This is a genomic window from Pseudomonas sp. FSL W7-0098, from assembly GCF_005930585.1.
GTDB classification, from domain to species: domain Bacteria; phylum Pseudomonadota; class Gammaproteobacteria; order Pseudomonadales; family Pseudomonadaceae; genus Aquipseudomonas; species Aquipseudomonas bubulae.
Map to the genome: position 1 here is coordinate 20236 of NZ_RXHW01000002.1, position 25038 is coordinate 45273.

General features: G+C 55.1%; 22 protein-coding genes. 10 read left to right on the plus strand and 12 right to left on the minus strand.

The genetic code is table 11. The annotated features are described in order from the left end of the window. Window positions 1–53: 53 nt before the first annotated feature. Window positions 54–1346, minus strand: a complete 1293-nt coding sequence (locus tag FHL07_RS03125) for a carbohydrate porin (RefSeq protein ID WP_047292077.1) — start codon at window positions 1344–1346, stop codon at window positions 54–56. An 874-nt stretch (window positions 1347–2220) separates the two neighbouring features. On the opposite strand from FHL07_RS03125, the gene FHL07_RS03130 reads away from it, so the two are divergent. Beyond that, on the plus strand, window positions 2221–4620 hold the full coding sequence (locus FHL07_RS03130) for a membrane-bound PQQ-dependent dehydrogenase, glucose/quinate/shikimate family (protein ID WP_088500413.1): 2400 nt from the start codon (window positions 2221–2223) through the stop codon (window positions 4618–4620). A gap of 511 nt (window positions 4621–5131) precedes the next feature. Here the strand turns inward: FHL07_RS03130 and FHL07_RS03135 are convergent. Next, complete coding sequence (locus FHL07_RS03135; protein ID WP_016779374.1) at window positions 5132–6058, minus strand: alpha/beta hydrolase; 927 nt, start codon at window positions 6056–6058, stop codon at window positions 5132–5134. Window positions 6059–6179: 121 nt separating this feature from the next. On the opposite strand from FHL07_RS03135, the gene FHL07_RS03140 reads away from it, so the two are divergent. After that, window positions 6180–7118, plus strand: a complete 939-nt coding sequence (locus FHL07_RS03140; RefSeq protein WP_016779375.1) for a LysR family transcriptional regulator — start codon at window positions 6180–6182, stop codon at window positions 7116–7118. Window positions 7119–7298: 180 nt separating this feature from the next. On the opposite strand, the gene FHL07_RS03145 is transcribed toward FHL07_RS03140, so the two are convergent. After that, entirely contained in the window at window positions 7299–8210 is a 912-nt protein-coding gene (locus tag FHL07_RS03145; protein WP_047273856.1) for an AraC family transcriptional regulator, read from the minus strand. A 110-nt stretch (window positions 8211–8320) separates the two neighbouring features. On the opposite strand from FHL07_RS03145, the gene FHL07_RS03150 reads away from it, so the two are divergent. After that, window positions 8321–8662 carry a carboxymuconolactone decarboxylase family protein gene (locus tag FHL07_RS03150; protein WP_016779377.1) on the plus strand — a complete coding sequence of 114 codons (342 nt, stop codon included), beginning with the start codon at window positions 8321–8323 and terminating at the stop codon, window positions 8660–8662. 177 nt (window positions 8663–8839) lie between these two features. Continuing rightward, window positions 8840–9415: a reactive chlorine resistance membrane protein RclC gene (gene rclC / locus FHL07_RS03155; RefSeq protein ID WP_016779378.1), complete on the plus strand. Its 576-nt coding sequence runs from the start codon at window positions 8840–8842 to the stop codon at window positions 9413–9415. A 259-nt stretch (window positions 9416–9674) separates the two neighbouring features. Here the strand turns inward: rclC and FHL07_RS03160 are convergent, their stop codons facing one another. From FHL07_RS03160 to FHL07_RS03180, 5 genes are all read right to left on the minus strand, one after another. Then, window positions 9675–10415 (minus strand): hypothetical protein, encoded by a 741-nt coding sequence (locus FHL07_RS03160; RefSeq protein WP_138738100.1) that lies wholly within the window; start codon window positions 10413–10415, stop codon window positions 9675–9677. A 192-nt stretch (window positions 10416–10607) separates the two neighbouring features. Further along, window positions 10608–11228: a tyrosine-type recombinase/integrase gene (locus tag FHL07_RS03165; protein ID WP_138738101.1), complete on the minus strand. Its 621-nt coding sequence runs from the start codon at window positions 11226–11228 to the stop codon at window positions 10608–10610. A 191-nt stretch (window positions 11229–11419) separates the two neighbouring features. Then, window positions 11420–12448 (minus strand): alpha/beta hydrolase, encoded by a 1029-nt coding sequence (locus tag FHL07_RS03170; RefSeq protein WP_138738102.1) that lies wholly within the window; start codon window positions 12446–12448, stop codon window positions 11420–11422. 25 nt (window positions 12449–12473) lie between these two features. Further along, entirely contained in the window at window positions 12474–12989 is a 516-nt protein-coding gene (locus FHL07_RS03175; RefSeq protein WP_138738103.1) for a cyclophilin-like fold protein, read from the minus strand. Between the two features lie 27 nt (window positions 12990–13016). Continuing rightward, window positions 13017–14204: an MFS transporter gene (locus tag FHL07_RS03180; RefSeq protein WP_138738184.1), complete on the minus strand. Its 1188-nt coding sequence runs from the start codon at window positions 14202–14204 to the stop codon at window positions 13017–13019. Between the two features lie 128 nt (window positions 14205–14332). Here FHL07_RS03180 and FHL07_RS03185 point away from each other — a divergent pair, with 128 nt between their 5' ends. Continuing rightward, window positions 14333–15226, plus strand: a complete 894-nt coding sequence (locus FHL07_RS03185) for a LysR family transcriptional regulator (RefSeq protein ID WP_019825723.1) — start codon at window positions 14333–14335, stop codon at window positions 15224–15226. A 277-nt stretch (window positions 15227–15503) separates the two neighbouring features. On the opposite strand, the gene FHL07_RS03190 is transcribed toward FHL07_RS03185, so the two are convergent. Further along, entirely contained in the window at window positions 15504–15803 is a 300-nt protein-coding gene (locus tag FHL07_RS03190) for a hypothetical protein (RefSeq protein WP_138738104.1), read from the minus strand. Window positions 15804–16840: 1037 nt separating this feature from the next. Here FHL07_RS03190 and FHL07_RS03195 point away from each other — a divergent pair. Together FHL07_RS03195 and FHL07_RS03200 are read left to right on the plus strand one after the other, a co-directional pair. Next, complete coding sequence (locus tag FHL07_RS03195; RefSeq protein WP_138738105.1) at window positions 16841–18331, plus strand: DNA-3-methyladenine glycosylase 2; 1491 nt, start codon at window positions 16841–16843, stop codon at window positions 18329–18331. A gap of 2 nt (window positions 18332–18333) precedes the next feature. Then, on the plus strand, window positions 18334–18825 hold the full coding sequence (locus FHL07_RS03200; protein ID WP_095001608.1) for a methylated-DNA--[protein]-cysteine S-methyltransferase: 492 nt from the start codon (window positions 18334–18336) through the stop codon (window positions 18823–18825). Window positions 18826–18947: 122 nt separating this feature from the next. Here FHL07_RS03200 and nadC read toward each other — a convergent pair whose 3' ends face one another. Further along, entirely contained in the window at window positions 18948–19796 is an 849-nt protein-coding gene (nadC, locus tag FHL07_RS03205; RefSeq protein ID WP_095001607.1) for a carboxylating nicotinate-nucleotide diphosphorylase, read from the minus strand. 402 nt (window positions 19797–20198) lie between these two features. Here nadC and FHL07_RS03210 point away from each other — a divergent pair, with 402 nt between their 5' ends. The 3 genes from FHL07_RS03210 to ampE all read left to right on the plus strand — a co-directional run bounded on the left by FHL07_RS03210 (window position 20199) and on the right by ampE (window position 23121). Further along, on the plus strand, window positions 20199–21641 hold the full coding sequence (locus FHL07_RS03210) for a DUF1631 family protein (RefSeq protein ID WP_446730756.1): 1443 nt from the start codon (window positions 20199–20201) through the stop codon (window positions 21639–21641). Window positions 21642–21724: 83 nt separating this feature from the next. After that, window positions 21725–22288 (plus strand): 1,6-anhydro-N-acetylmuramyl-L-alanine amidase AmpD, encoded by a 564-nt coding sequence (gene ampD / locus FHL07_RS03215; RefSeq protein WP_095001605.1) that lies wholly within the window; start codon window positions 21725–21727, stop codon window positions 22286–22288. Beyond that, complete coding sequence (ampE, locus tag FHL07_RS03220; protein ID WP_095001604.1) at window positions 22285–23121, plus strand: regulatory signaling modulator protein AmpE; 837 nt, start codon at window positions 22285–22287, stop codon at window positions 23119–23121. The genes ampD and ampE overlap by 4 nt, the downstream gene beginning before the upstream one ends. Before the next feature lie 57 nt (window positions 23122–23178). On the opposite strand, the gene FHL07_RS03225 is transcribed toward ampE, so the two are convergent. Further along, on the minus strand, window positions 23179–23961 hold the full coding sequence (locus FHL07_RS03225) for a TatD family hydrolase (RefSeq protein ID WP_095038604.1): 783 nt from the start codon (window positions 23959–23961) through the stop codon (window positions 23179–23181). A gap of 2 nt (window positions 23962–23963) precedes the next feature. After that, window positions 23964–24959 carry a catabolite repressor/activator gene (gene cra / locus FHL07_RS03230; protein WP_095001602.1) on the minus strand — a complete coding sequence of 332 codons (996 nt, stop codon included), beginning with the start codon at window positions 24957–24959 and terminating at the stop codon, window positions 23964–23966. Between the last annotated feature and the right edge of the window lie 79 nt (window positions 24960–25038).

Below are 25038 nucleotides of genomic sequence, written 5' to 3' on the forward strand. Positions count from 1 at the left end.
AGCAGCCGCTCAAAGTTATCTAGGAAAGCCGGGGCGATTCAAACTCCATTTGTTTAAAACGTCGCTTTGATCTGTAAGCCCACGGCCAAAGCGTTGCCTCTTTTTTTGCCGGAGAACGCTCCAGGCTCAATGTAGTACTGCAGGTCAGGACGCAGCAGCAGCCAAGGGGTGACCTGCGCGCCATAGTTAAGCTCAATCATCTGCTCGCCATTGTCGAGGTTGGCAATCATCTCGTATTCGCCGAAGCTGGTCGCCGCCGCTTCTTGTACATCACGCGTACGGGAGTTGAGCACGGCCCGGCCATAACCCAAAGCAATGCTGTCATGCGGGCGGCTGGCAAAAGGCTTTTGCTTAACCAGGCCGACCGAGTACCAGCGACGCATTGGTGAGGTGGCTGCGTTGCTGGTGGCTGCCTGGCCGAAGAGGCGTAGCACCCTTTCAGGGTCTTGCTCATCCCTCCAGATTGCCTGGTCCATCAACACGTAAGCCCCGGTGCGATTGCTGCTTTTTTCTGTGCTGCCAATTTTTTGCGAGTTAGAGCTGTCGTAGTACCAGCCGACTTTGTATTGGCCATTGAGAAAGGCGTTATTATTGAAGATGGCTTCCAGAGGCAGAATGGCCCCGGTGGAGTCGTGGCTGGGCATGGAAAACGCTTCAGAGGGAAGGCTGTTGTGCTCTGGGTTGACCTGGAATACCGCGGTTTGCAGCGTCAGTGAGTCGTTGACGTCGTAACGCAACTCTCCACCCCAGTGGGCCGTCGGGTAGTTGCCCCACCCGCTGCCGCTGGACATGGTCAATGGGTGTGCACAAAAGCCGGCGCTCACAAAGTTGGTCAGGATCGGCATGCCACCAAAATCGGTGCCCATCACCATGTAACCGATTTTGGCAGACACGTCCGGAGAAAACAGATTGCGCTGGTAACTGAACTCGGTCAGTCGCGTGTATTCGCCACCGTAGTTTTCTTGCGCAGAAAGGCGGTTGCCGAGCAAGTCTTCCGTGGCGCTGTGGCCGCGACGGTCGTTAACCAGAATTTGCACAAATCCAGCGTCCGGGGTGTCCAGCAGTTTACTCAGATCAAACTTGGCGCCCACGCGTATTTGTTGCGCATAGCGCGTACCTCGCTTGATCCCGCCATGCAAGTTGGAAATCGTTTCAGAGCTGTAGTCACCGGTCAGTGTGATGCCCTTGTCCACCAGTTTTTGGCGCTCCCCCCCCCAATCGCCGGTTAGTGTCGAACGACTCATCAGGTCGGAAGTGTCAGCCAGTGCTGAAGTCGGGCTCAAGATACACAGCGACAAACCGCTGCACAGGCTGGTGGTCAGCAGCGCGCGGAAAGAAAAAAACATTGGGGTGTGCTCCGTTGCAAAAAATTTTGGTGTATCGCTCAACGACACGCTGGCACGGCAGGAAACTGGCCCGCTTTAGCTTTTCTGGCCTGATACCGTCTTGAGAACTGCGGTGTCATAACCTGAACCCGGGCCGAGTTGATCCCTCCTTGGCTGTGCAAGAGGGTGTCCATGAGCGGGTATATGACGGGGGTGCGGGTGCTCGAAACCGTTCGGATGTTCGCTTCACATGACTAACAGGCCCTGAAAGTGGCAGGGCTGGTGAATGTCATCCCGTGTGAGCCGTAAGGCTAAGTTTATGTCGATATTTTTTTCAGATAAATCCAGGGAACTAAGAAACATTATTGGGGAGACAGTAATAATCGCGGTGGCGATATCCGGCCTTTCGCTTGCAGAAACGGCGATCGTTAGTGTTCAGCGCTTATTGCTTTTGAGGTCACTCGCACGTCAAAAAGAAGAGAAAACATTTGGGACTTCAACCCCCCTCCTTACCATGGATTATTACTGTTTCACCAACAATGTTTCTCAAACCTTTGGATTTATCCCAAGAAGCACCTGTATAAACTAGCTCAGAGTCTTCAGCTCACTCTCGGAACGTCGAGCCAGCAGTGCCCGGACAAACACCTTCCCGCGTTTCGTAGAGCCTTCGGCATATTCATTGCGACTGCAGCAACCTGCTACACTGATTGCCGGTGCTCGCTTGCTGTCGGCAGGGCGGTAGTTCTGATTCCAACACCTGCCATGCCCAGTCCTGTTCGGGTTGAACTGAACATTTGACCCAGCTGTTCGCACAGCGTGCGGGCAGTTTTGTATTCACCCATAGAGCATTCACTAAATGACGAATGACCAACCATCTCAAACTTCAAGACGCTCAATGAGCACTATCGCGAGGGTACTCTTTTCCCTATTTGTATTTGCCGTGGCACTAGCTTTGATTTATGGCGGGGTCAAACTAGTGGCGCTGGACGGGTCAAGTTATTACTTGATCGCAGGCTTGACTTATCTCGTACTGGCGGCACTATTTCTGTTTCGCAAGCGTTCGGGTATTACTCTCTCTGTTGCCATATTCCTTGCGACCTGTGCCTGGGCCTTTTATGAAGTGGGTCAGTTCAGCTATTGGGAACTGCTTCCACGCTTGGTCATTCCTGCCATCATCCTGACACTCAGCCTGTGGGTCGGCGCCGCATTGCCGGACACGTCCTTGAGCACCCGGCGCGCCGCTAACCGGTTCGGGTTTGCCGTATTCCTGGCACTGGTCGCGACATTTATTGCTGCGTTCTACCCGCACGGCGGGATCTCGAACCCGGTCGCCGCCACTGACGCACCCAAGGCAGAAGAGCCCTCCAACGTCCCTGAAAACTGGGAGTTCTTTGGGCGTAATGCCTCGGGAACACGGTTTGCTCCTTACACGCAAATCACCTCGGACAACGTCAAGGACCTGCAGGTTGCCTGGACCTACAGAACAGGTCGTCGCACCACAGGTGCCGGCGCGGGTGTAGATGAAAATACACCGTTGCAGATCGGCAATGTTCTGTACTCGTGCACACCGGAAAACCTGATTACCGCCCTGGACGGTGATACCGGGACCCCGCTCTGGAAATTCGATCCCAAAGCCAAAAGCGAAGAGCACGTGACTTGCCGCGGCGTGGGTTATTACGACATCGATAAAGACGACAGCCTAAGCGCTGAAGTCAAGGCGTCATATGGCAATGAGCAGCAGTGCCGCCAGCGTATACTGGTGTCGTCTGTGGATGCCCGTTTGTTTGCGGTTGATGCGCATACCGGCACCCTGTGCCCGAGCTTTGGCGACAACGGTTATGTCGATCTCAAGAAAGGCATGGGCCCGACTGAAAACAGCAAGCGCTATCACCCCACCTCGCTGCCGGTTGTCATGGGCCACCTCACCGTGGTCGGCGGCTGGGTACGGGACATTGTGGCGGGCGAACCTTCCGGTGCCGTACGCGCATTCGACGTTCTGACAGGTGCGTTGGTGTGGGCCTGGGATGTAGGTGCACCCGAGGGCAAGAACGCAGTGGCAGACGATCATCAGTTCGCTCTGGAGACGCCTAACGTCTGGACAATTCCGACCTACGATAAAGAGTTGAATCTGGTCTACCTGCCTACGGGCAATGGCCCGCCCGACTACTGGGGTGGTGATCGCAACCAGGTTAAAGAGAAGTTTGGTACGGCCGTTGTTGCAGTCGATGCATCAACCGGTAAAGCCAAATGGGTTTATCAGATCGTTCACCACGACGTCTGGGACTATGACCTGCCTTCGCAGCCTGTGCTCTATGACATCAAAAACGCCCAGGGCGAGAAGACTCCGGTCTTGATCCAGACCAGCAAGACAGGCAACATTTTTGTGCTGGATCGCCGTACCGGCAAGCCGGTTACAGAAGTTGAAGAGCGTGCGGTTCCTACCTCTCCAGCAGCAGAAGGCGAGCACCTGTCGCCTACCCAACCGTTCTCGGTCGGGATGCCGACCATTGGTGTCGACCCGCTGACCGAGAAGTCGATGTGGGGCGTGACAACTTTCGACCAACTGTATTGCCGGATCATGTTCAAAGACTCCGTCTACCTGGGTCCGTTTACACCGCCAAGTGAAAAACCGTACATCGAATGGCCTGGCTTGCTGGGCGGTATGAACTGGGGTGGTATCTCCATCGACGAAAACACCGGCATGATGTTCGTCAATGACATGCGCATGCCGCTGCGGATGTCACTAGTCAAAAAGGAAGACACCAAGAAGTTCAACGTGTCGACCGATGAAGTCCCGGGTTTCATGGGAACCATTCGCCCACAAGTCGCCGGTATCTATGGCGGGGTGAAAATCGACATTCTGCAGTCGCCACTGGGCGTACCGTGCAACACACCTCCCTTCGGCAGCATGAGCGCCATTGACCTCAACACCCAGAAACTGGTCTGGCAGGTTCCGTTGGGCACCGTCCAGGACACTGGCCCTCTGGGGATCAAAACGCACATGCCAATCCCGCTGGGCATGCCAACACTGGGTGGCCCGACCTCAACGGCATCTGGCCTGGTGTTCTTCGCCGGCACCCAGGACTACTACCTGCGAGCGCTGGATTCGGCCACCGGTAAAGAAGTCTGGAAAGCCCGCCTGCCGGTTGGCGCGGTTGCAGCCCCGCTGATCTACAAATCACCCAATACCGGGAAGCAGTACGTAGTCATCTCCGCAGGTGGCATGAGCCACTCGCCTGATGTCGGTGACTACATCATTGCCTATGCATTGCCGGACAGCATCATCCAGAAATAACCTCTTAATTGACGTTAACTCAAATGGCCCGCCTGCTCTCCAACAGGTGGGCTTTTTTGTTCTATACCAGTTGTTGTTCGGCTTCGGCCTAAATAACGCATTAAATTTTGTGCTTGTTACGAGAAGAGGACTTCGACTGATCTCATAGGTCCGGTAGTCTGCTTTCGGCCCAGGCTGTGTAAAAACGTTTTTCGGTGCGAAAGTTACTCAAAACCAGACTGGAAACCGCGCTTCTACCCCAAATCCACATCTGCTGATGTGCTGATGAATTTCAGATTTAACGCAGAAGCGCGCACTTCGAATTTGGCGACTCGTTTTTACACACTCTGGGCCAATAGCGGTCATCGACCGTCAACTAAAGCAGGGGCGACTCAACATGAGCGCCGGAAAAACTCTAGCTTTGGGCCTCGTCGTCAGCGCAGGCTCATACCCATCCTGGGTTAGCACCTTTGCTTTAATGTCAATGTGTTAACTGCGACAGCCGGGATAGTTGTCGCGGCTGATCTACGCGTTAAGGATTAGCCTCGGCCAAGCCTGCTTCAATGAAGCGCACCGAACTCTCCATGGCCTGCTGACCTTCTGGCAGCATGGTGGCGTAGAAGTGCCAGGCGTGGAACATCGCAGGCCATACTTCCAGGTTTACGCGAACGCGGTTATCAGCCAGGTGAGTTGCAAGGCGCATTGCATCACTCAACATCAGCTCGTTCTCGCCGATCTGCACCAGGATTGGTGGAAGACCGGTGACGTCCGCGAACACAGGTGAGGCCAGAGGATGATTGGCCAATGTGTCGCCTAGGAATGCTCTGGCGAGGATGTCCAGGACAGGCTTGGAGTTCAGAGGATCCAGACCTTCACGGTTGCTCATGGAAGCACCGGTGTGTTCAAGGTTCGCCCATGGTGAGATGGAGGAGCCAACCGCAGGCAATGGAAGCCCTTTCGACTTAGCAGCAACCATGATGCTGACAACCATCGCGCCGCCAGCCGACTCGCCAGAGAACGCAATTTTGTTAGCTGGGATTTTCTGCTCAAGCAGCCATTCGTAGGCGCGCAATGTGTCGTCAACAGAGGCTGGGAACTTGTGCTCAGGAGCAAGACGATAGTCTGGCATGTACACACGAGCACCGAGCATTTTCGCGTAATTGCCTCCGATGCCGTGGTAGCCGTCTGGACGACCTACAATGTAGGCGCCGCCGTGGATATACATCACTACTGCGTCAGTTTTGATCTCGTCCGGGGTAACCAGTGTGCCGGGGACGCCGCCCATGTTGACTGCTTCGAATTTAACGCCAGCTGGCGCTGGATTTTGCGCGAGCATTTTTGCGTAAGAGTCGCGGATGTCGCTCATTTTTGTGGTGGTATCAATTCCCTTAAGAACGGGTACCAGATCGCTAAGGCTGTTGGCCCAGGTTTGGACGGCTGCTTGGACTTTAGTGTTCATAATGACCTCAATTGATCGATGGGAGTGGATTAGCTAATTGAGATACTATGCTTAGTATTGGGGAATAGGGTTCCCCATAACAGGTGCTAAGCCGCCCGAACGTTGAGACCCTTGAGGCCCCATGGAACTCCATAACCTGAATGATATCGCAGCGTTTGTAAGCTCGGTAAACGCTGGAAGCTTCACTGCGGCGGCCAAGCAGCTTGGCCTTACGCGCTCTGCAGTGGGGAAGTCGATAGTCAGGCTCGAGGCTCGTTTACAGGTACGTTTACTGAATCGTACTACGCGCAGTTTAAGCATGACGGATGACGGCCAGGTTCTGTATGAGCGTTGCGTGGGCGTTCTTCAGGATCTGGACGACGTGGAGGATGCCCTTGCGTTTCGTCGTTCAACACCCAGTGGGCGACTGCGGATGAGCCTGCCGGTAGCATTAGGCAGACTTCATGTCCTTCAGCACATCGAGTGCTGTCTTAAGGATTGGCCCTCCTTGAGCGTCGATATCACATTTTCCGACAGGCTGGTCGATCTGATCGATGAGGGATTTGATTTGGCCATGCGCATCGGGCCACCGAAGGAAGACTCTCGGTTGCTCACGCGTACCGTGGCCTATCAACAAATGATTACCTGCGCTTCACCCAAGTATCTGGCTGAGCATGCCGAGCCCAAAACGCCTGAGGATTTGTCCGAGCACCAGTGCCTGCATTTCGTGAGCGGTGGGAGATTGCTTCCTTGGAATTTTCGCGTGAATGGTAGCTCCGTGCCCGTTACTCATGGTGGAAGGCTACAGATGGACAGTGCTGAGTCATTGCACCAGTCAGCTGTCGCTGGCCTAGGCATCGCGACTCTTCCTTCCTATGTGGTAAATGACGATTTGAGGAGCGGCAAACTCGTTCAATTGCTCGCAGGGTATGCAGAGGCCGCAGAGCCTATTCGGGTGATTTACCCTAGCAAGCGACATCTCTCTCCAAAAATTCGTCTCTTCATCGATAAGCTTGTGGAGGCTTGGTCGCCTTGTCCGCCATGGGAGCGTGATTCGGCAATTCCTACGTTTGCACCCTAAGCGAAGCCGTCTGGCTGAACCGACGCTCAGACACCCTAGATCACCTCGACCTTAATCATGGCGTCTGTATTTCCAACAGTTTACAACTCAAATATTTGAAGGGACGCTATTGGCCGCTCTCCGCCGATCACAACAGGCAGAAAACGGCCATCTCTGGTCACCCCTACCTAAGTGACAGCTCTAAATTCTGCGGCGCATTCTCCCTGGAGGCGCCCCATAAACCTCCTTAAATTTTTTGCTGAACGCCGCCTGCGATTGGTAACCAACCTGCAAGGCAATATCTTTTAATCCCAGATGCGAATGACTCAGCAGGCTGAACGCCAATTCCATACGGACTTGCGTAAGCAATACCCATGGCGACACACCAGCCACACGAACGAACGCCCGCATGAAAGATGCTCGGGACATGCACGCGATATCTGCTAGATTTTGGATGGTCCACTCGTGCGCAGGATCAGCCAACATCGCCTGCCATACGGGGCCCAGACGTTTATCGCTGAGCAAGGCGAGCGTGCCGATGTCTTGGCCATGGCTAGATAGATGGGCGCGAAGGATCAGGGTGAATAACGCCTGAGAAAGAGCATCGAGCAAAAATTTTGCTCCAATCTGATCGCCGTCTGCTTCCCCGCGTAATAAATCGACCAGAGACTGTAATGGTCCATCCGCTGGGAGCGTGCCGCTGGGTATCAACAGGTAGTCAGGTAATGAAGCAAATAGCAACGAAGTTCGGTTGAAGTGAAAGCAGCCGCATAGCATGTCCAGATCCGCACTCACGCCGCCAATGCGATGTATGGGCAATATGCCAGCGTCGATACGCTTTGCCGATACCAATGTTGGCGCAACAGCTTTGCCCGGACTATGCAGCACATGCGGCGCACCACCCGGCAGGAGCAGAACGTCGCCGGCGCGCATAGAAAGACGCTGCCCGCTTGGAAGCTCCACCCGACACTCACCCGACAGCACCACGTGGTATGGCGCTTTGCCCAGCGCTTCCTGCTCATGCTCCAGGGACCAGTCACCCTGAAATTGGCAACGTAAATCCAGACTGCCACGAACATTGGCGAGGCTGATGAGCTTGTCGATCGAATTCATTTGAGCGCATCGCAGAAAAAACAGAGCGTATCGAACTAATCAAAATAGGACTAGGGCATACACTAAACAAGGTTAAACATTACACCCAACCCCCCTCAGGAGTTACCGCAATGTTCATTAACTGGTCCGAATTATTACCCTCCATCCAGAAAGCTTTCGGCGCGCTGGGCAAAAGTAATCCAAAAATGGTCAAAGCCTACATGGCCCTCGGAGAAGCCTCTGCCGAAAACGATGTGCTCGACACCAAGACCCGCGAATTGATCTCCATTGCAGTCGCCATCACTACACGCTGCGACGGCTGTATTGCAGCTCACACTGATGCGGCCATTAAGGCTGGTGCGAGCCGCGAGGAAGTGGCTGCGACCTTGGCCACTGCGATCTCGTTGAACGCAGGCGCCGCTTATATTTATTCACTGCGCGCTCTTGAGGCGTACGACACCTTGAAAAAATAGCTCTTTCGCCATAACTCCACCGGCCCCGCACACTTAAACGTGCCGGGGCTTACCTGATACATCCAGACGTCAGCCACTTGTTGAGACGATCGAACAATAACTTGAGCATGACGCACAAAAGCGTCTCGCGGCTAAGCTTCAGACTGGTTTCACATTCCAAATATTCGGATAAGTCTGATGCTCGCTTCATTCACTACATGGCTGCAATTCATCAGCAAGCTCGACACCCTTGGCACACACCTCATGAGACTGGCGATCGCCGTAGTTTTCTTGTGGATCGGGGCGCTCAAATTCGCGCCTTACGAAGCCGATAGCATTACCCCATTTGTCGCCAACAGCCCGTTTATGTCTTTTTTTTATGAACATCCCGAGGATTACAAGGCACACCTGACCCACGAGGGTGAATTGAATGCGGAAAAGCGCGTCTGGCAGACCGCAAATAACACATACATCTTTTCCAACGGCCTGGGCGTAGTAGAAATTCTGATCGGTCTGCTGGTGCTTTCCAACCCGATCTCGCGACGCGCCGGTCTGCTTGGTGGGGCGCTGGCCTTCGGTACACCGCTGGTGACCTTAACCTTCCTGCTCACCACACCTGAAGCCTGGGTACCGGATCTTGGTGATGGTGAACATGGCTTTCCATTCCTGTCTGGTGCAGGACGCCTAGTGCTCAAAGATCTCTTGATGCTGGCCGGCGCTCTTCCGGTGATGGCTGATTCCGCCCGTCAGTTATTGCAAGAGCGGCGCCCCTAGTTTTCTTTTAAAGCCTTGAAATCTGAATCGCCTCAAGCTTCGTAGATACCTCCGAGAGGCTGCTTGTGGCCGATAGCAGCCTGTCACGAAGGGCTGCTCACGGCCAAAAGCAGCCGCTCAAAGGCGTCTAGGAAGGCCGGGGCAATTCATACCTTCCTTGATTAATTTGAGAAACAATACCACTCATAAAAGGCCTCCTTGCGATAAAAATGACTTCTTGGTGCGGGCTGTTGTCATGGCAACACGATGAGCGTGATAATTAGACCACTTCGACGTGTGAAATTTTTCCAACGTCTATAACAACCTCGAACTCACCGGTTTGATTGGAAAAGCACGCATGCTCTTTTGATATTTTTGTTATCAAAATCACTCTATTGTCAACCTCAAACGAAGGCTCACCCACGTAATGTTTAAAAGCAAAAAGATGGGCTATCTCTTTGCATGTAGTCCATGACTGCCCATAGCTCGATGTGTTGTGCTCGGCAATATCTGTGCCTCTGTATAGAGTAACCAGGCTTGGCAGATCGTTAATATCGTTCGGCCTTAATTCTTTTTTTAGGATTACTTTGGGATACCACCCCACATTTTCCTGGCACGTAAACAGCTCATGAAGTCCGTTGCGGGCAAACAAGGAAAATGCATACCTCAATGTGTCAAGGGTAGGTAATGCTTCAGTGCCTGAAAGATCTTCAGACAACTTGGCGCTATAATTATTAATTTGCACTTGAGCCGGGCTGAGTTGGAAAGAGCCTTCAGAAAAGAAATATCCGGATTTATTTTGAGCTAGAATTGAACGTATAAAGAAAGAAATCGCAGATTCAAGACGATCTGTATATGGCAATAAAGCATGCTCGCTGAGTTTGGAGCTAATGGATGCCAGCGAAATGCTCATTTCATTTGATATGAAATCCTGGTCTTCTGTTGATAGCATGATGGGTTGCTCTTGGTTTTTAGATCGCTTGACTGGCATCTCATTGCCGACCTGTTCCCAATCAATCACGTAAAAGCATCTTTCAGTTTGATTCTATCAGTCAAACGCGTTCTGAAAGGTTTTACACTATTTTGGCGAAATCCAAAATCACTCCTACGATAGCGGACACGTCGATCGGCCGCTATATATGAATTGCTGCTGATCAAAAAGGTAGATCTGGCCGGTTAGCGACGGTCTAACTTCGACCGTCGCTATACATGGTCAAACCTCAGTCTGTTCTGCCATCTCCAGGGCGTCATCGACCTCAATCCCCAAGTATCGAACAGTGCTCTCCAGCTTCGTATGGCCGAGCAGCAACTGAACCGCCCGCAGGTTCTTCGTCCTGCGATAGATCAGTGATGCCTTCGTACGTCGCATTGTGTGGGTGCCATACATGGCTGGATCAAGGCCCACGGCTTTCACCCAGCCTTTGACGATACGAGCGTATTGACGAGTAGATAGATGGTCTGAAGTATGCAGCCGGCTAGGAAACAGGCAGTCCTCGCTGCGTAGCTGGGCCCTATGTATCCAGGCCGCGAGAGCAGACCGTGTTTGCTCAGTGATCTCAAACTGCACAGGCCGCTGCGTTTTCTGCTGCATCACCATGGCTCGTGATGATACGTGCTCGCCATGAGCGACATCGCGCACGCGGAGCTTGGTTAAGTCGCAGGCTCGAAGCTTGCTGTCGATGGCCAGATCGAAAAGAGCCAGATCTCGGGTTCTTTCCGCAATTTGAAGCCTTACTCGGATGGCCCAGATATCTCTCAGTCGGAGTGGAGTTTTCTGCCCGACCAGTTTTCCTTTGTTCCAGGGCTGACGGCTGCAGGTAGCAATGATGTTCATGACAAGTCCTCCACGTGGGGAAGGACAAGGATGGCTAATCAGAGCAACGGTCGCTAACCGACTCAAAGCTGCCCTTTACGGAGGGCAGCTAACGGCCAATTGCTGCCAGTCACAAAAGGCTGCTGCCGGCCAGAAGCGGACGTTGAAAAAACACCGTTTGAACCGAATTGGTTAATTCGATCTCACTATCATCACTTCAAATTACTCTGGAAAAAGCTCGCCAGCTTGCCAAAAGGAATGAGCTCGACCCGATCATAAAGGTCAACATGGCCCGCGCCAGGAATGATAACGAACTCCTTGGGCTGGCCAGCAAGCTTGTAAGCTTCTTCGCTGAACTCTCTTGAGTGCGCGTCGGCTCCGGCAATGAACAGAATTGGACGAGGTGAAATCGTCTCAATGTCATTGAAAGGGTAGAAGTTCATGAATTTGATATTGCTCGTAAGCGTCGGGTGCGTGGTCAGATCTTTGGACGAACTGGCTGGCGTGTATTCACCCCGTGGCGTGCGATAGAAGTCATAGAATTCTCGCTGGATCGGGTGCGTGTTTTCGTCCAGTTGGTGCACTGTGCCGCTGGTGTAGAGGGTTTCACCGCCCGTGAACTCTACATATCGCTGCTGTGCGGCTTGCGCGATGGTCTCTTTGCGTTGCTCAAGCGTCTGCCCATGCTTCAAACCATTACGATTGGCTGCGCCCATGTCATACATGCTGACTGTTGCGATGGCTTTCATGCGTGGGTCGATCTTAGCCGCGCTGATAACAAAGCTGCCGCTCCCGCAGATGCCGAGTGCGCCTATCCGTTCTTTATCGATAAAAGGCCGGGTGCCAAGAAAGTCCACCGCAGCACTGAAGTCTTCGGCATAAATATCCGGCGAAACTGCATTGCGTGGCAGCCCCTCGCTTTCACCCCAGAATGAAAGATCCAGTGACAGTGTCACAAAGCCCTTTTCTGCCAGTTTGGTGGCATACAGATTAGCGCTTTGCTCCTTGACCGCGCCCATCGGGTGGCCAACAACAATCGCAGGACTTTTAGTGTTGGCGTCGAGGTTTTTGGGGATAAAGAGATTACCTGACACGTTCATCTGATACTGGTTTTTGAAATTGACCTTCTGCACGGTCACTTTGTCGCTGGTATAAAAATTATCCGCGCCGTTGGACATATCGGCTCCTATTGCTGAGAGTGAACTGACAAGAAGCGTTAATAAAACAATGATCTTTTTCATTGGAATTCCTATCGATGCAGAGCAGTCAGTTTTGGGAAAACATCACGTTTACCGCATGACGACCTAAAACCTGTGCCAGGCTCGCGTTGTCGTCCACACGCCCAAGGCGGGTGTATGCGTATGTCGATTCAAAGGTTGAATAGAAAACAACCAGGGTATCCGTGCCATACAGCATCAGATCACCCGCGTGTATCGTTCCCGGTTTGCTCGCATTGGTAGGCAGAGCTCCAGGAAGGCTGGCGTATTTTTCATTGCTGTTGAGATCGCTCATCTCCAGCGTTAGTGGCAGAAGCGTGACAAACGTACGAGCGGCTGCGTTGTCGGCCAAGGTGATGGCGAAGCGTTGTTCGCCGACTGTCATCCACATGCGAGATTTCTCCGTGATCGTGATCGTGATCGTGGACGCCGACGCGGCATCATTCATTAGGATGTAACTGCCAAGCACGAGAGCTGAATACAGCACGCCAGGCCAACGAAATGGCCGCTTGCCCCAGCCTTTGCGCAGCTCGGCATTTGCGGCGGGGTGAATGCTCCCGGTCATAACCCGTCTCCTGGATCGTTGCGTGGTTCAAGCAGTTCGAGAGGGGGTAGCGTGTGACGTCAGTACGGTCACCGCTGCACCCAGCAGCAGCACTAATGCACTAGCGACAAACGTGCTCTGATAGCCGTGACTATCGAACAGCATTCCACCCACGGTTGAGCCCAGAGCAATGGACAGTTGAATCACGGCTACCATCAGGCCGCCGCCAGCCTCGGCATTATTTGGCATGGCCTGTGCTATCCAGCTCCACCAGCCCACAGGGGCCGCAGTCGCCAACAGCCCCCATAAGCCCAGCAGTGCAGCAACAGCGATGATCGAGTAGCCAAAAGGGATCAGAGCCAGAGCGATCAAGGCCATCAACACCGGAATGACTATCAATGTCTGGAACAGGCCGCTCCTCAGAACACGGCCGATGATCAGGGTGCCGATAAAGCCTGCCGCACCGATCACCAGCAAGATCAACGACAACGTGGATATATCGACGCGCGTTACCGTTTCAAGGAAGGGCCGAAGGTAGGTAAATAGCGCAAACTGCCCCATGAAGAAGGCCCCACAACCGGCCATGCCCAGTGCTACTGATCGATTCTTGAACAGTTTGAACACATTCCCGGAGCCTGGTTTGCGCGGCTCCACCGGCATGGGCGGCAGGCTGATGAGCATCCAGACGAGCGCAATTGCCGCGACGGGCACTACACAGAAAAAAGCCCCGCGCCACCCGATAATGGAGCCCAGATAACTGCCCAGCGGTGCGGCAACTACGGTAGCCAGCGCGTTACCGCCATTGAAGATGGCCAACGCCTTAGGCACCTGCGGGGCGGGTACCAAGCGCATGGCTGTCGCCGCGGACATCGCCCAGAAACCGCCAATGACCACACCGATGAGCGCACGGCCGACCATGTAAGTTTGATAGTCGGGGGCCAGCCCGACGATCAAGCCCGAGACAGCCATCAACCCGGCCAGTGCCAAAAGTAGCAGCTTGCGATCAAGGGTTCTGGCAAGCCACGAGATCGACAGGCTGGTCAGCACGGCAAATGCCCCGGAAATCGCAATGCCTTGCCCGGCCATCCCTTCGCTAACCTGAAGATCAACGGCCATCGGCGTCAGCAGGCTGACAGGCATGAACTCAGAAGCGATCAGGGCGAAAACACACAGCGTCATTGCAAAGACACCGCTCCAGTAGGCAGGAGCCTCGTTGCTGGTTGAAACAGTGGCCATCGGGGCCTTGCGGTTAATTGTATTCATACCGGTGATGGTGACGAACGAATACTCACGCGACTAGCTAATGAATACTTAACGAGGCTATAAGATCAGCTAATTAATGGCTGTAAAAGGTTCTGCATATCATGGTCAGAGGAAACCTCAACGATCTGCTTTCATTCGTGACAGTGGCGCGCGAAGGCAGCTTCACCCGTGCCGCCGGGGTACTGGGCGTTACCCAGTCGGCACTGAGCCAGGCCATCAGTGGTCTGGAGGCGCGTCTGCAAATCAGGTTACTGACGCGCACCACCCGCAGCGTCTCGCCAACTGTCGCGGGCGATCGACTGCTGCAAGCGATCGGGAATCGCTTCGATGAAATCGAGGCAGAGCTGGATAATCTGACGCAAATGCGCGACAAGCCTGCGGGCACCGTACGTATCACCTGCGGCGATCATGTTCTGCGCACCACGCTGCTACCCAAGCTCACTGCGCTGCTCCACGAATACCCGGACATCAACGTTGAGTTCGACGTGAGTTACGGATTCAGGGACATTGTGGCGGATCGTTTTGATGCAGGCGTGCGCCTGGGTGACACCATCGACAAAGACATGATTGCAGTCCCGATAGGCCCGCCATTGCGGATGGCTGCTGTCGCGGTGCCAGGGTACTTTTCCAGCCGTGGCATTCCCGAAAACCCGCGCGACCTGATGAACCATAGCTGTATCAACCAGCGTATGCAGACATCTGGCGGGCTCTATGTGTGGGACTTTGAGCAGGGAGGCAAGCAGGTAAACGTGCGTGTAGACGGCCAGCTCATTTTCAACACGTCGAGCCATATCGTGGATGCGGCCTTGGCCGGGCTGGGCATTGCGTACCTGCCAGAAGAGGAGTTTGATCCGCACCTGCGCGAAGGGAGGCTGGAGCGGGTGCTGGAAGATTGGTGCCCACCGTTCTCTGGCTACTATTTGTATTACCCCAGCCGTCGACAACCATCACCCGCCTTTACGCTGGTTGCCAATGCATTGCGCAAAGCTGGGTAGAGGGGACGGACTTCTGATGTATGGGCACTATTTTCTCTCTGGAAAATTAGACGCGCAGAAAAATTTGGCTGCATCGTGCACTATTTTTTCGAAGCGCTCAAATGAGTGACGAGTGAGCAGCGTTTTGATGGTGGGCTGATAGGGTTTAAAGAAAATAAAGACCTGCGAGCAGGCCATGATGGCCTGCTGCAGTAATATTCAGGAGTAGCAAGGGCAATAGTGTTTTTTGTTTTTGTAGAGTCCTGGGTCGCTACTCTCTTGTGTTGCTTTATTGTTTTTAAACTGCGCTTCGGCAGCTCTCGCAGCGCCATCCCTTATAACTTTCGGATTTCTCAAGCGCTGTAACCAAATCACGACCGCCTATACTATTTTTGCAGTTGTTATGTTTTTCATTTGGTTGTTTTATCCCTTCGCATTGTTTTTTCAGGAAGGGGTTTACCACCGCTTGCTGCCTTGACGAAAGTGCTCTAAACCCCTTGTCTACAGCTATCTGGGCGAAGCTGTGTACGCTTGGCTTTTCACCTTGAAATGCGTTCTGCGCGATAAGGGCCGAGAAAATCTCTCGCTCGATAGTCATTCGTTAATCCTTTATTCAATCAACAAGTTTGCTCATGTTTTTTCTTGTTCTGAGCAATGCGAAAGCATACGTTACCATTGGGTGTGGTTTTATTGAACTGGGTTTCCATCCAGCTATAAAAGGCAAGGCTTCTCATTTTTGGTCGGTAAATATTGGTTTCTTGGTGTTTAGAATATTTCAATAGGCCTTTGTTGCAATTTATTTCTTGTTTGAAAGAGTGAGGAAGTTTCGCTTTGCACTTTGATGAGGTCGTGCGCCGTGGGAGACTCCTGTCTTTCGCACTAAATTTAAGAATGACGATACTGCTTCTGAAGTTCTATAAGTTCCGCGATTCCCTATTCCGGGCTGTCGACAAAATCTCCACGGCAGGTACTGTGTGCGAAGCGACCTAAACGGCCTTGACTAACTAACAGGGGGGCCAATTTCTCAAGTCTCCACAGAAGAGGCGGTACGTTTGTGGCTAGAGGCAGAGTCTCTGGTCGAGTCGGTTCGGGAGTGCCAACACAAAGCCTTCAGCGATGAGGGCGCTACTCATCATTTAATCGGATGGATCCGCTCAGGATGAATTGCCCCGACTTTCCTGGACGCCTTTGAGCGGCTGCTTTTGGCCGATTGCTGCCAGTCGTAACGACTAACAAACAACCGCTTGGAGCGAAGCAAGCGCCAAGGTCGATCCGTGGCATGCCGATAAGATACGGAATCGCTAGGATGACGAACACATGCGCAGCCTGACCGTGATGATGGAGCAGCAGCACAAGTGCAGCAGCTGGACAAAGCATATGTGCCTCACCAGTTAAGAGCTGGCGGTAGACCTTGGTTTTTGCTGAGTCCCTTAATGAGTACCTATTTCGTTTTTGTAGCTACAAGTATTTAAGCTTTACTGGGCTTGGTTAAATTAGTTCGATTCCTGTCTCCGGCACCATTTAAAAAGCCATCCGGTCAATGCCGGGTGGCTTTTTCGTTCAGGGGCAGCACCAGGCACTTTGACGTCCGAAAATGGCGAGAATCGGCCAAAACGCGGTGCTATTCTGCGGACCATGAATACAGATAACCGCCTGTCAACGCCCAGTACCGCTGCCTGCGAAATCGCTCGCCTGAGCCGTGATGCGCGGTTTGACGGGGTGTTTTTCACTGCCGTACTCAGCACCCGGATCTACTGCCGCCCCGTGTGTCCGGCGCGTGCGCCAAAAGCCGAAAACGTGGTTTATTACCCCAGCGCGGCAGCGGCTCAGGCCCAAGGCTTTCGCCCCTGTTTGCGTTGTCGGCCCGAGCTGGCACCGGGCAATCAGCTTTGGTTGCAGGGCGAGCATCTGGTGTCGCGCGCCTTGACGCTGATTAATGAGGGTTACCTGGCAGAGCACTCGCTGGAAGAGTTGGCTGAGCGCATGGACATCGGTGCGCGGCAATTGCGTCGTCTGTTTGTTCACTATCTCGGGGCGCCGCCGATGGCCGTGCATTCCACCCGGCGCCTGCTGTTTGCCAAGCAACTATTGACCGAAACCGACCTGTCGATCACTGAAGTGGCAATGGCTTCCGGCTTTGGTAGTCTGCGTCGTTTCAATGCGGCTTTTGCCGAAGCCAATCATGCCGAGCCCCGTGCCTTCAGGCGCAGCCCGAAGGCACGGGCAGACAAGGCGCTGGTGTTGCGCCTGGGCTATCGCCCGCCTTACGACTTTGCAGCCTTGCTGGGCTTTCTGCAGACCCGGGCCTTGCCCGGTATCGAACAGGTCGATGGCCACAGTTATCAGCGGGTGTTTGGCAGCCCTGAAGCTCCCGGCTGGCTGAGGGTCAGCGCCTGGCCGGGTGAGCAGCATGCATTGCAATTGGAGCTGCGCAATGTGCCGCCGGGGCAGATGCTGGCGGTGGTCACGCGGATTCGGCGCATGTTCGATCTGGATGCCGACCCGCTGGCCATCGCCCGTACCTTGAGTGCCAGCCCGCTGCTGGGGCCTGTGATCGGGCGTTATCCGGGGCTGCGATTGCCGGGGGGCTGGGACGGTTTTGAAGTGGCGGTGCGGGCCGTGCTCGGGCAGCAAGTCAGTGTGGCTGCAGCGCGCACCCTGGCCAGTCGAATCGTGCAGCGCCATGGTGTTGCCATTGAAGCCGACAAGGGCTCGGGGCTGGATCGTCTGTTTCCCGGCCCTGAGCAGCTGGCGCAAGCCGATCTTGGGCAAATGGGCATAACCCAGGCGCGCATCAATACGATCCAGGGCATCGCCCGCGCCCTTGCACACGGGCGTGTTGACTTCGCCGTGGAGCAACCCCTGGAGCGTTTTATCGAGCGCTGGGTACAACTGCCCGGTATTGGCGAATGGACCGCGCATTACATCGCCATGCGCGTGCTCAAACACCCAGATGCATTTCCGGCCGCCGATCTGATTCTGCGCCGTGAAGCCAACCCCCAGGGTGAGCCGTTAAGTACCAAAGCGCTGCAGGCACTGGCTGAAAGCTGGCGCCCGTGGCGGGCCTATTCCGTGATGTATTTATGGCGCGCAGCTACCGATTCGATTGCAGCGCGCAAGGTGTGAACATGACGCAGATTTACTACGAACAAATGCCATCACCGATTGGGCCACTGTTTCTGGTCGCTGATGATGAAGGGTTGCGCGAAGTGCGTTTCGAGCTGGATCGCCGGCCCCATGTACCACAGGACGGGTGGGTGCATTCGCCACCAAAGCTTGCCGAAGTTCGCCGTCAACTGGAGGAGTATTTTGCGGGTGAGCGTCAGACGTTCGACCTGTTTCTCAAGCCGCTAGGCACCGACTTTCAGCAGTCGGTATGGCAGGCCCTGACCACCATTCCCTTTGCGGTAACCACCAGTTACGGCCAGATTTCACAGCAGATCCATCGGCCCAAGGCGTCCCGGGCAGTGGGAGCGGCGAACGGGCGCAATCCGATCCCGATCATCATCCCGTGCCATCGGGTGATTGGCAGCAATGGCACCTTGACCGGTTTTGCCGGAGGTCTGGCAGCCAAGCAATGGCTGCTAGAGCATGAGATCAAGTGCCGCCGGCACGGCTGATGCAAAACCTGTGCTTTTTGTGGGAGCGGGCTTGCTCGCGATGCGGGCACCGCGGTGTATCTGGCGAACCCCAGTGATGCCATCGCGAGCCAGCCCGCTCCCACAGCAAAGGTGTGCAGGGCTTACAGGCTCAACCGCATCGACAGATCCACCGCCTTCACATCCTTGGTCATGGCGCCAATCGAGATGTAGTCCACGCCGGTTTCGGCGATCGGACGCAAGGTCGACTCGTTGATACCGCCGCTGGCTTCCAGCATGGCCTTGCCCGCGTTCAGGCGTACCGCTTCGCGCATGTCATCCATGCTCAGTTCGTCGAGCATGATGATATCCGCACCTGCCGCCAGCGCTTCATTCAGTTCTTGCAGGCTTTCCACTTCGATTTCAACCGGCTTGCCAGGGGCAATCTTGTGCGCGGCACTGATGGCTTGCGCGATACCGCCGCAGGCAGCGATATGGTTTTCCTTGATCAAAAAGGCGTCGTACAGACCAATACGGTGATTGTGGCAGCCACCGCAGGTCACCGCGTATTTCTGCGCCATACGCAAACCCGGCAGGGTCTTGCGTGTGTCCAGCAGCTTGACCCGCGTATCGGCCACCTGATCAGCGAGGTGCTGGGCATGGGTGGCGACGCCTGACAGCATTTGCAGAAAGTTCAGCGCGCTACGTTCACCGCTGAGCAGCGAGCGGGCCGGGCCTTCAAGATGAAACAGTACCTGGTCGGGGCTCACGCGATCGCCATCGGCCACCTGCCAATGCACGGCAACCCGAGGGTCAAGCTGGCGGAACACAGTGTCGACCCAGGCTGTGCCGCTGATCACTGCTGCTTCACGGGTAATGATCGTGGCTTTGGCCAGGCGCTCGGCCGGGATCAGCCGTGCGGTGATATCGCCGCTGCCAATATCTTCGGCTAACGCACGGCGCACGTTGGCTTCTATTTCGGCAGTGAGGTCGGCCAGGCGTAAATTCGGCATAACGAGCTCCACAAACAAAGTGCGCCGATTATAGGGGCATGCCACCGGTGAACCCAAGGTGTGCGAAGAGTCACATGCAAATACCTGCAATGTGCTGTTTTCGGCACTTTGAACATTAATTTGCACCTGCAATCACTCAAATGAAGAGTCCGCTGGTACAAGCGCCATCTTTTACAAGATAATCCGCCTTGCTATTGGCGCCATAGCTTTGACGTGCTGCCATTGCCCTAAATTCCGATTCACCGGCCAGTGCCCAATGCACTCGCCGGTTTCTGTTAGTGAGCGGCAAAAATGGCTCTGACCACGCGCGTTCACTGGCAAACGAAGAAATCCTTCCGGGAGGCCAGGATGCAAAATGACGGGAAAGTGGGGCCTGGGAGCAGGACCACTAAGGAGTTGGCGATGCACTCGCCGCTTACCCGCCTGCCTGTGATCCTGCTGCAGGTGCATGACAAGGCTGCGCAGCAGTTGCGCAACGAACTGCAGGTGCTGTTCGAAAATGCCGACCAGACCCTGTTTGAAATGGCCGACAAGGCGCAGAGCGATACCGATCAGAGCCTGTTCTTTGAGGCCATGCGCGATGTGCGGCTCAAACGTAAAAGCATTGAACGCGGTTTTCTTGAGCGTCTGTTCGATGCCTTTATCCGTCTGACCCTGCCTGATGTCAGTGAGCCAGCCCTGCACGTCGTTCCCGCGGGGCATGCGGTGTTCTCGCTGATGGCCGATAACATTGAGCGCGCTCAGGTAACCAATGCAATGGTGACGAAGGTCCTGAGCCGCAACCAGCTGGCTTTGTGCCAGTTGAGCACACGCCTCAACACCCTGAGCTGCATGCCACTGGATGAACAGAACAACCCGCTGGGGCCGGCGATGCTGTGCGAATATTTTTTGCAGGCCGAACGTGACCAAGGCATGGACATCAAGGTCAAGCTGATCATGCTGCGCCTGTTCGACAAGTACCTGCTCAGTCAGACCGGGCAGCTGTACGCCGACGCCAACCAGCTGTTGATTGCCACCGGAGTGCTGCCAGATCTGTCGGACAGGGAGTCGTGCTGCGCCGCCAAAGCCGATATCCATGCCCAGGAATTGCCAGGGGCGGGTGAGGATGCGAGTAACCTGATCGGGCTTTTGTTCGACTACATCAGCGATGATCGCAACCTTTCGCAGCCTTTGAAAAAACTGCTGGGCTTGTTGCGTGAACCCATGCTCCAGATCGCCCGGCGTGATCAGAACTTCTTCAGCTGTGACAGCCATCCGGCCCGGCGTCTGCTCAATGTCATGGCCGATGCAGCCATTGGCTGGGACGCCGGTGCCAATAGTTGCAACGATCCGCTGTACCGCAAGGTCGAGCAGGTGGTGCTGCAATTGGCCCGGTACGCGGGCAATAATCCGGCGCTGCTTGAGTCGTTGCTGCATGATTTTTCGATGTTTACCCGCGGCGAGCGCAGCCGCACCGAGCTGCTTGAGCAGCGCACCCGTGATGCCGAACAGGTGCGCTGCCGCCCTGCGGTGCAGCGCAACCCGGTGCGCTCATGGCCTTCACCGGTTCTCGATGAGCAAGCTCAGTTGGGGTTGTTGTTGGTCAGTCAGTTGCGGGTTGGGGCCTGGATCGAACTGCAAGAAGATGAGACCACCCGCCTGCGTTGCAAGCTGATTACGATTCTTGAGCCGGACGGTACGCATATCTTTGTAAACCGTATCGGGGCCAAGGTGCTGGAAAAAAGCCGCAACGATTTAATCGTGCACCTGCGCAATGGCAGTATCCTGCTGGTCGATGACCGCCTGTTGATTGATCGGGCTCTGGAGTCGGTGATAGACAGTTTGCGTCAGGCTGGCGGCGAGTAATCGCGTATAGCGCAGATTGCTCCCCATCGATGCGCGCATCGCGGCATACTGGGCCTTTGGTTTTGCCTGTTAAAGGAGCCTGTATGCAGATGGACCCCGCGAGCGGCTGGTTTCAAGGCGTGCGCCATTGCCCGTCACCCAACTTCAATGCGCGCCCGGGTGATGAAATCTCCCTGCTGATCATTCATAACATCAGCTTGCCGCCGGGGCAGTTCGCCACCGGTAAGGTCCAGGAATTCTTCCAGAATCGACTGGACGTCACAGAACATCCTTACTTTGAAGGTATAAGTGCCCTGCGCGTGAGCGCACATTTTCTGATCGAGCGTGACGGCACTGTTACCCAGTTTGTCTCCTGTTTTGATCGCGCATGGCATGCTGGCGTTTCGAGCTTCGAAGGACGTGAGACCTGCAATGATTTTTCTCTGGGCATTGAACTTGAGGGCACCGATGAGCTGCCTTTTACGGATGCCCAGTATCAGGCTCTGACAACCTTGACCCGACAATTGCAGATGCAGTTTCCTGCCATTACCCGGCACAGGATTTGCGGCCATAGCGACGTGGCGCCGGGACGCAAGACGGACCCGGGACCGGCTTTTGACTGGACGCGTTTTCGCAGCGCGTTGCAGCACACAGGAGATAAACAATGAGTTTTGTGGTGTTACTGCTGGCGATTGTGGTCGAGAAATTCTCGGGGCTGCGTCAGCGTCTGCAGCGTGATGGCGGCTGGTTGCGCGAGTTGCACAAACTTGAAACCAGCCCAAGGCTTGGCAACAAGCCATGGTGGGTGTTGTTTATCCTGATTGCCTTGCCTGCGGCGGTGCTGGGCTTGCTGCTGGTGGTACTGCATCCGGTGGCTTATGGCCTGTTGGCACTGCCGATACATTTATTGGTGGTGATCTACAGCCTTGGGCGTGGAGACTTGCTGGGGGGGCTCGGGCCGTTTCGTGATGCCTGGCGTCGTGGTGATTTGCAGGCCGCCGCCCATGTTGCCGAGCGTGACCTGAGCATAAATGCGGACAGCGGTGAGCAATTGCTGGAGAGGGTGCAGGGGCATTTGTTATGGCAGGCCTACCAGAGCTTCTTTGCGGTTATTTTCTGGTACTTCCTGCTGGGGCCTGTGGTGATCCTGAGCTATCGCCTGCTGGCCCTGGCGCAGGAGCACAGCCAAAACCCGGCGCTGGTGGAGCGTGCCGGGCAATTGCGCCATGCTTTTGACTGGTTGCCGGTGCGGTTGCTGGCCGCGAGTTTTGCCCTGGTGGGTAATTTTGCAGCGGTTAGCCGGGTGATGTTGCATGAGTTGCTGAGCTGGGACATCAGTGCTGCGCAGCTGATCAACAAAGCCGGCTGCGCAGCTGCTGAAATCCCTGCGCCACAGGCCGGGCCTGAGGGCGTGAGCAGCCTCGACACCCTGTGGGCCTTGCTGCTGCGGGCGGCGGTGTTGTGGTATGCGTGCTTCGCGGTGTGGGCGTTGTTGCTCTGAAATTACACAAGATCTGTAGCAGCCTCGTTCCTTCGGCAGCTGCTACAGGGGTATAAGTCAGCGCTTCCAGCCAAAGACTTCGCAGGCATTGGCTGTTGTCGCCTTTGCCAATTGCTCGGGGCTGATGCCCATTATCTCGGCCAGCGCCCGGCAAATATCAGGCAGGTACTGCGGGCTGTTGCGCTGGTTGGGGTACATGGCCGGGGCCATGCCGGGGGCATCGGTTTCCAGCACGATGGCGTCCAGCGGCAGATCAGGTAGCACTTTGCGCAAGCGCAAGGCTTGTGGCCAGGTGGCAGCCCCCCCCAGGCCCAGCTTGAATCCCAGTTTTATATATTCACGGGCTTCTTCGCGACTGCCTGAAAAGGCATGAACAATCCCGCCACGCTGAAGCTTGAAACGCTTGAGGGTGGCGATTACCTGCGCATGGCTGCGCCGAACATGAAGCAGGGCGGGCAGATTAAAGTCGGCGGCCAATTGCAATTGGGCTTCAAACAACTGTTGCTGGATCTGGCGGTCCAGCTCGGGCAGAAAGTAGTCCAGGCCGATCTCGCCCACAGCACACACCTGAGGATGCCCTGCCAGGCGGCTCAGCCATTGCCCCAGTTCAATCATATGCTCGGGGCGATGCTCATTGATGTACACCGGGTGCAGGCCAAACGCGGCATACAGTTGGCTGTCGGTTTGGATCAAGTCCCACACGCTCTGCCAATTACTCTGATAAACCCCCAGAACCACCATGCTCTCAACCCCCAGTGCCCGACTGCCCGCCAGTATCTGTGGGCGGTCGGCGTCGAACTCAGGGAAGTCGAGGTGAGTGTGGGTGTCGATCAGCTGCATGCTCAGGCCTGATGGATACGTTGTTTGAAGTTACGGGCAATGGCATGGATGCCGGGTACGTAGTTTTGCTCTTCAATCGCCGCCAGGGCCAGGTTCAGGGCTGTTTCGGCAATCAGCTTGTGTTGTTGGCCCATAGCATTTACTGGCAGCGGCAGGAAGTCCAGCAACTGGGTGTCACCAAACGTGGCAAGGCGCAATGGCGGGCGCTGGGTCGGGTGCTCCAGCAACGCGTCGAACATCCCTTGCAACAGCACATATGAAGTGGTGATCAGCGCTTCGGGGAAGTGCCCCTGGCGTGCCAGCAAATCATCAATGATCCGCCGTCCACATTCACGGCTGAACGCACTGCCGTGTTCGATCAGGACCTCGCCCTTGAACCCTTCGACCGCTTGCTTGAAACCCGCTTCACGGGCCTGGCTGACGCTCAGTTCGGGGCGTGCACCGATCAACACAATCTGGCGCGGCAAAGGCTGCAACAGACTGCGGGTCAATTGCAGGCTGGCTTCGCAATCATCACTGATTACCGAGCAGAAGCGCTCCGGCTCCAGGGTCCGGTCGATGGCGATGATGGGCATGCCCAGGTCCTGCAACTGGCGGTAGCTGTCATCTTCTGCGGGCAAGCAGCTGGCTACGAACAGGGCATCGCAGCGACGGGCACGAAACAGCTTGAGCAATTGGCGCTCACTGTCCGGTGCATCGTCGGAGCTGGCGATCAGCAACTGATAGCCGCGGGCACGGGCGCCTTGTTCGAGCTGCTTGGCCAGGCGCGCATAACTCGGGTTTTCGAGGTCCGGCAGGATGAACCCCAAGGTGCGCGTGTGTCGGCTGCGCAGCCCGGCTGCCTGCGGGTTGGGAGTAAAGCCGTGCTCCTCGACCACCGCACGTACGCGCTCGACCGTGCTGCTGCTGATGCGCTGCTGTTCGGCTTTTCCATTGATGACATAGCTGGCAGTCGTTACGGAAACACCTGCCAATTGAGCGATATCACTGAGTTTCACGCCGAAAATTCCTTATTTTTTGTAGTACATGTCGACATTGTGAACAATCCTAACCGATAAAGGCAGCCGACCATCGTCT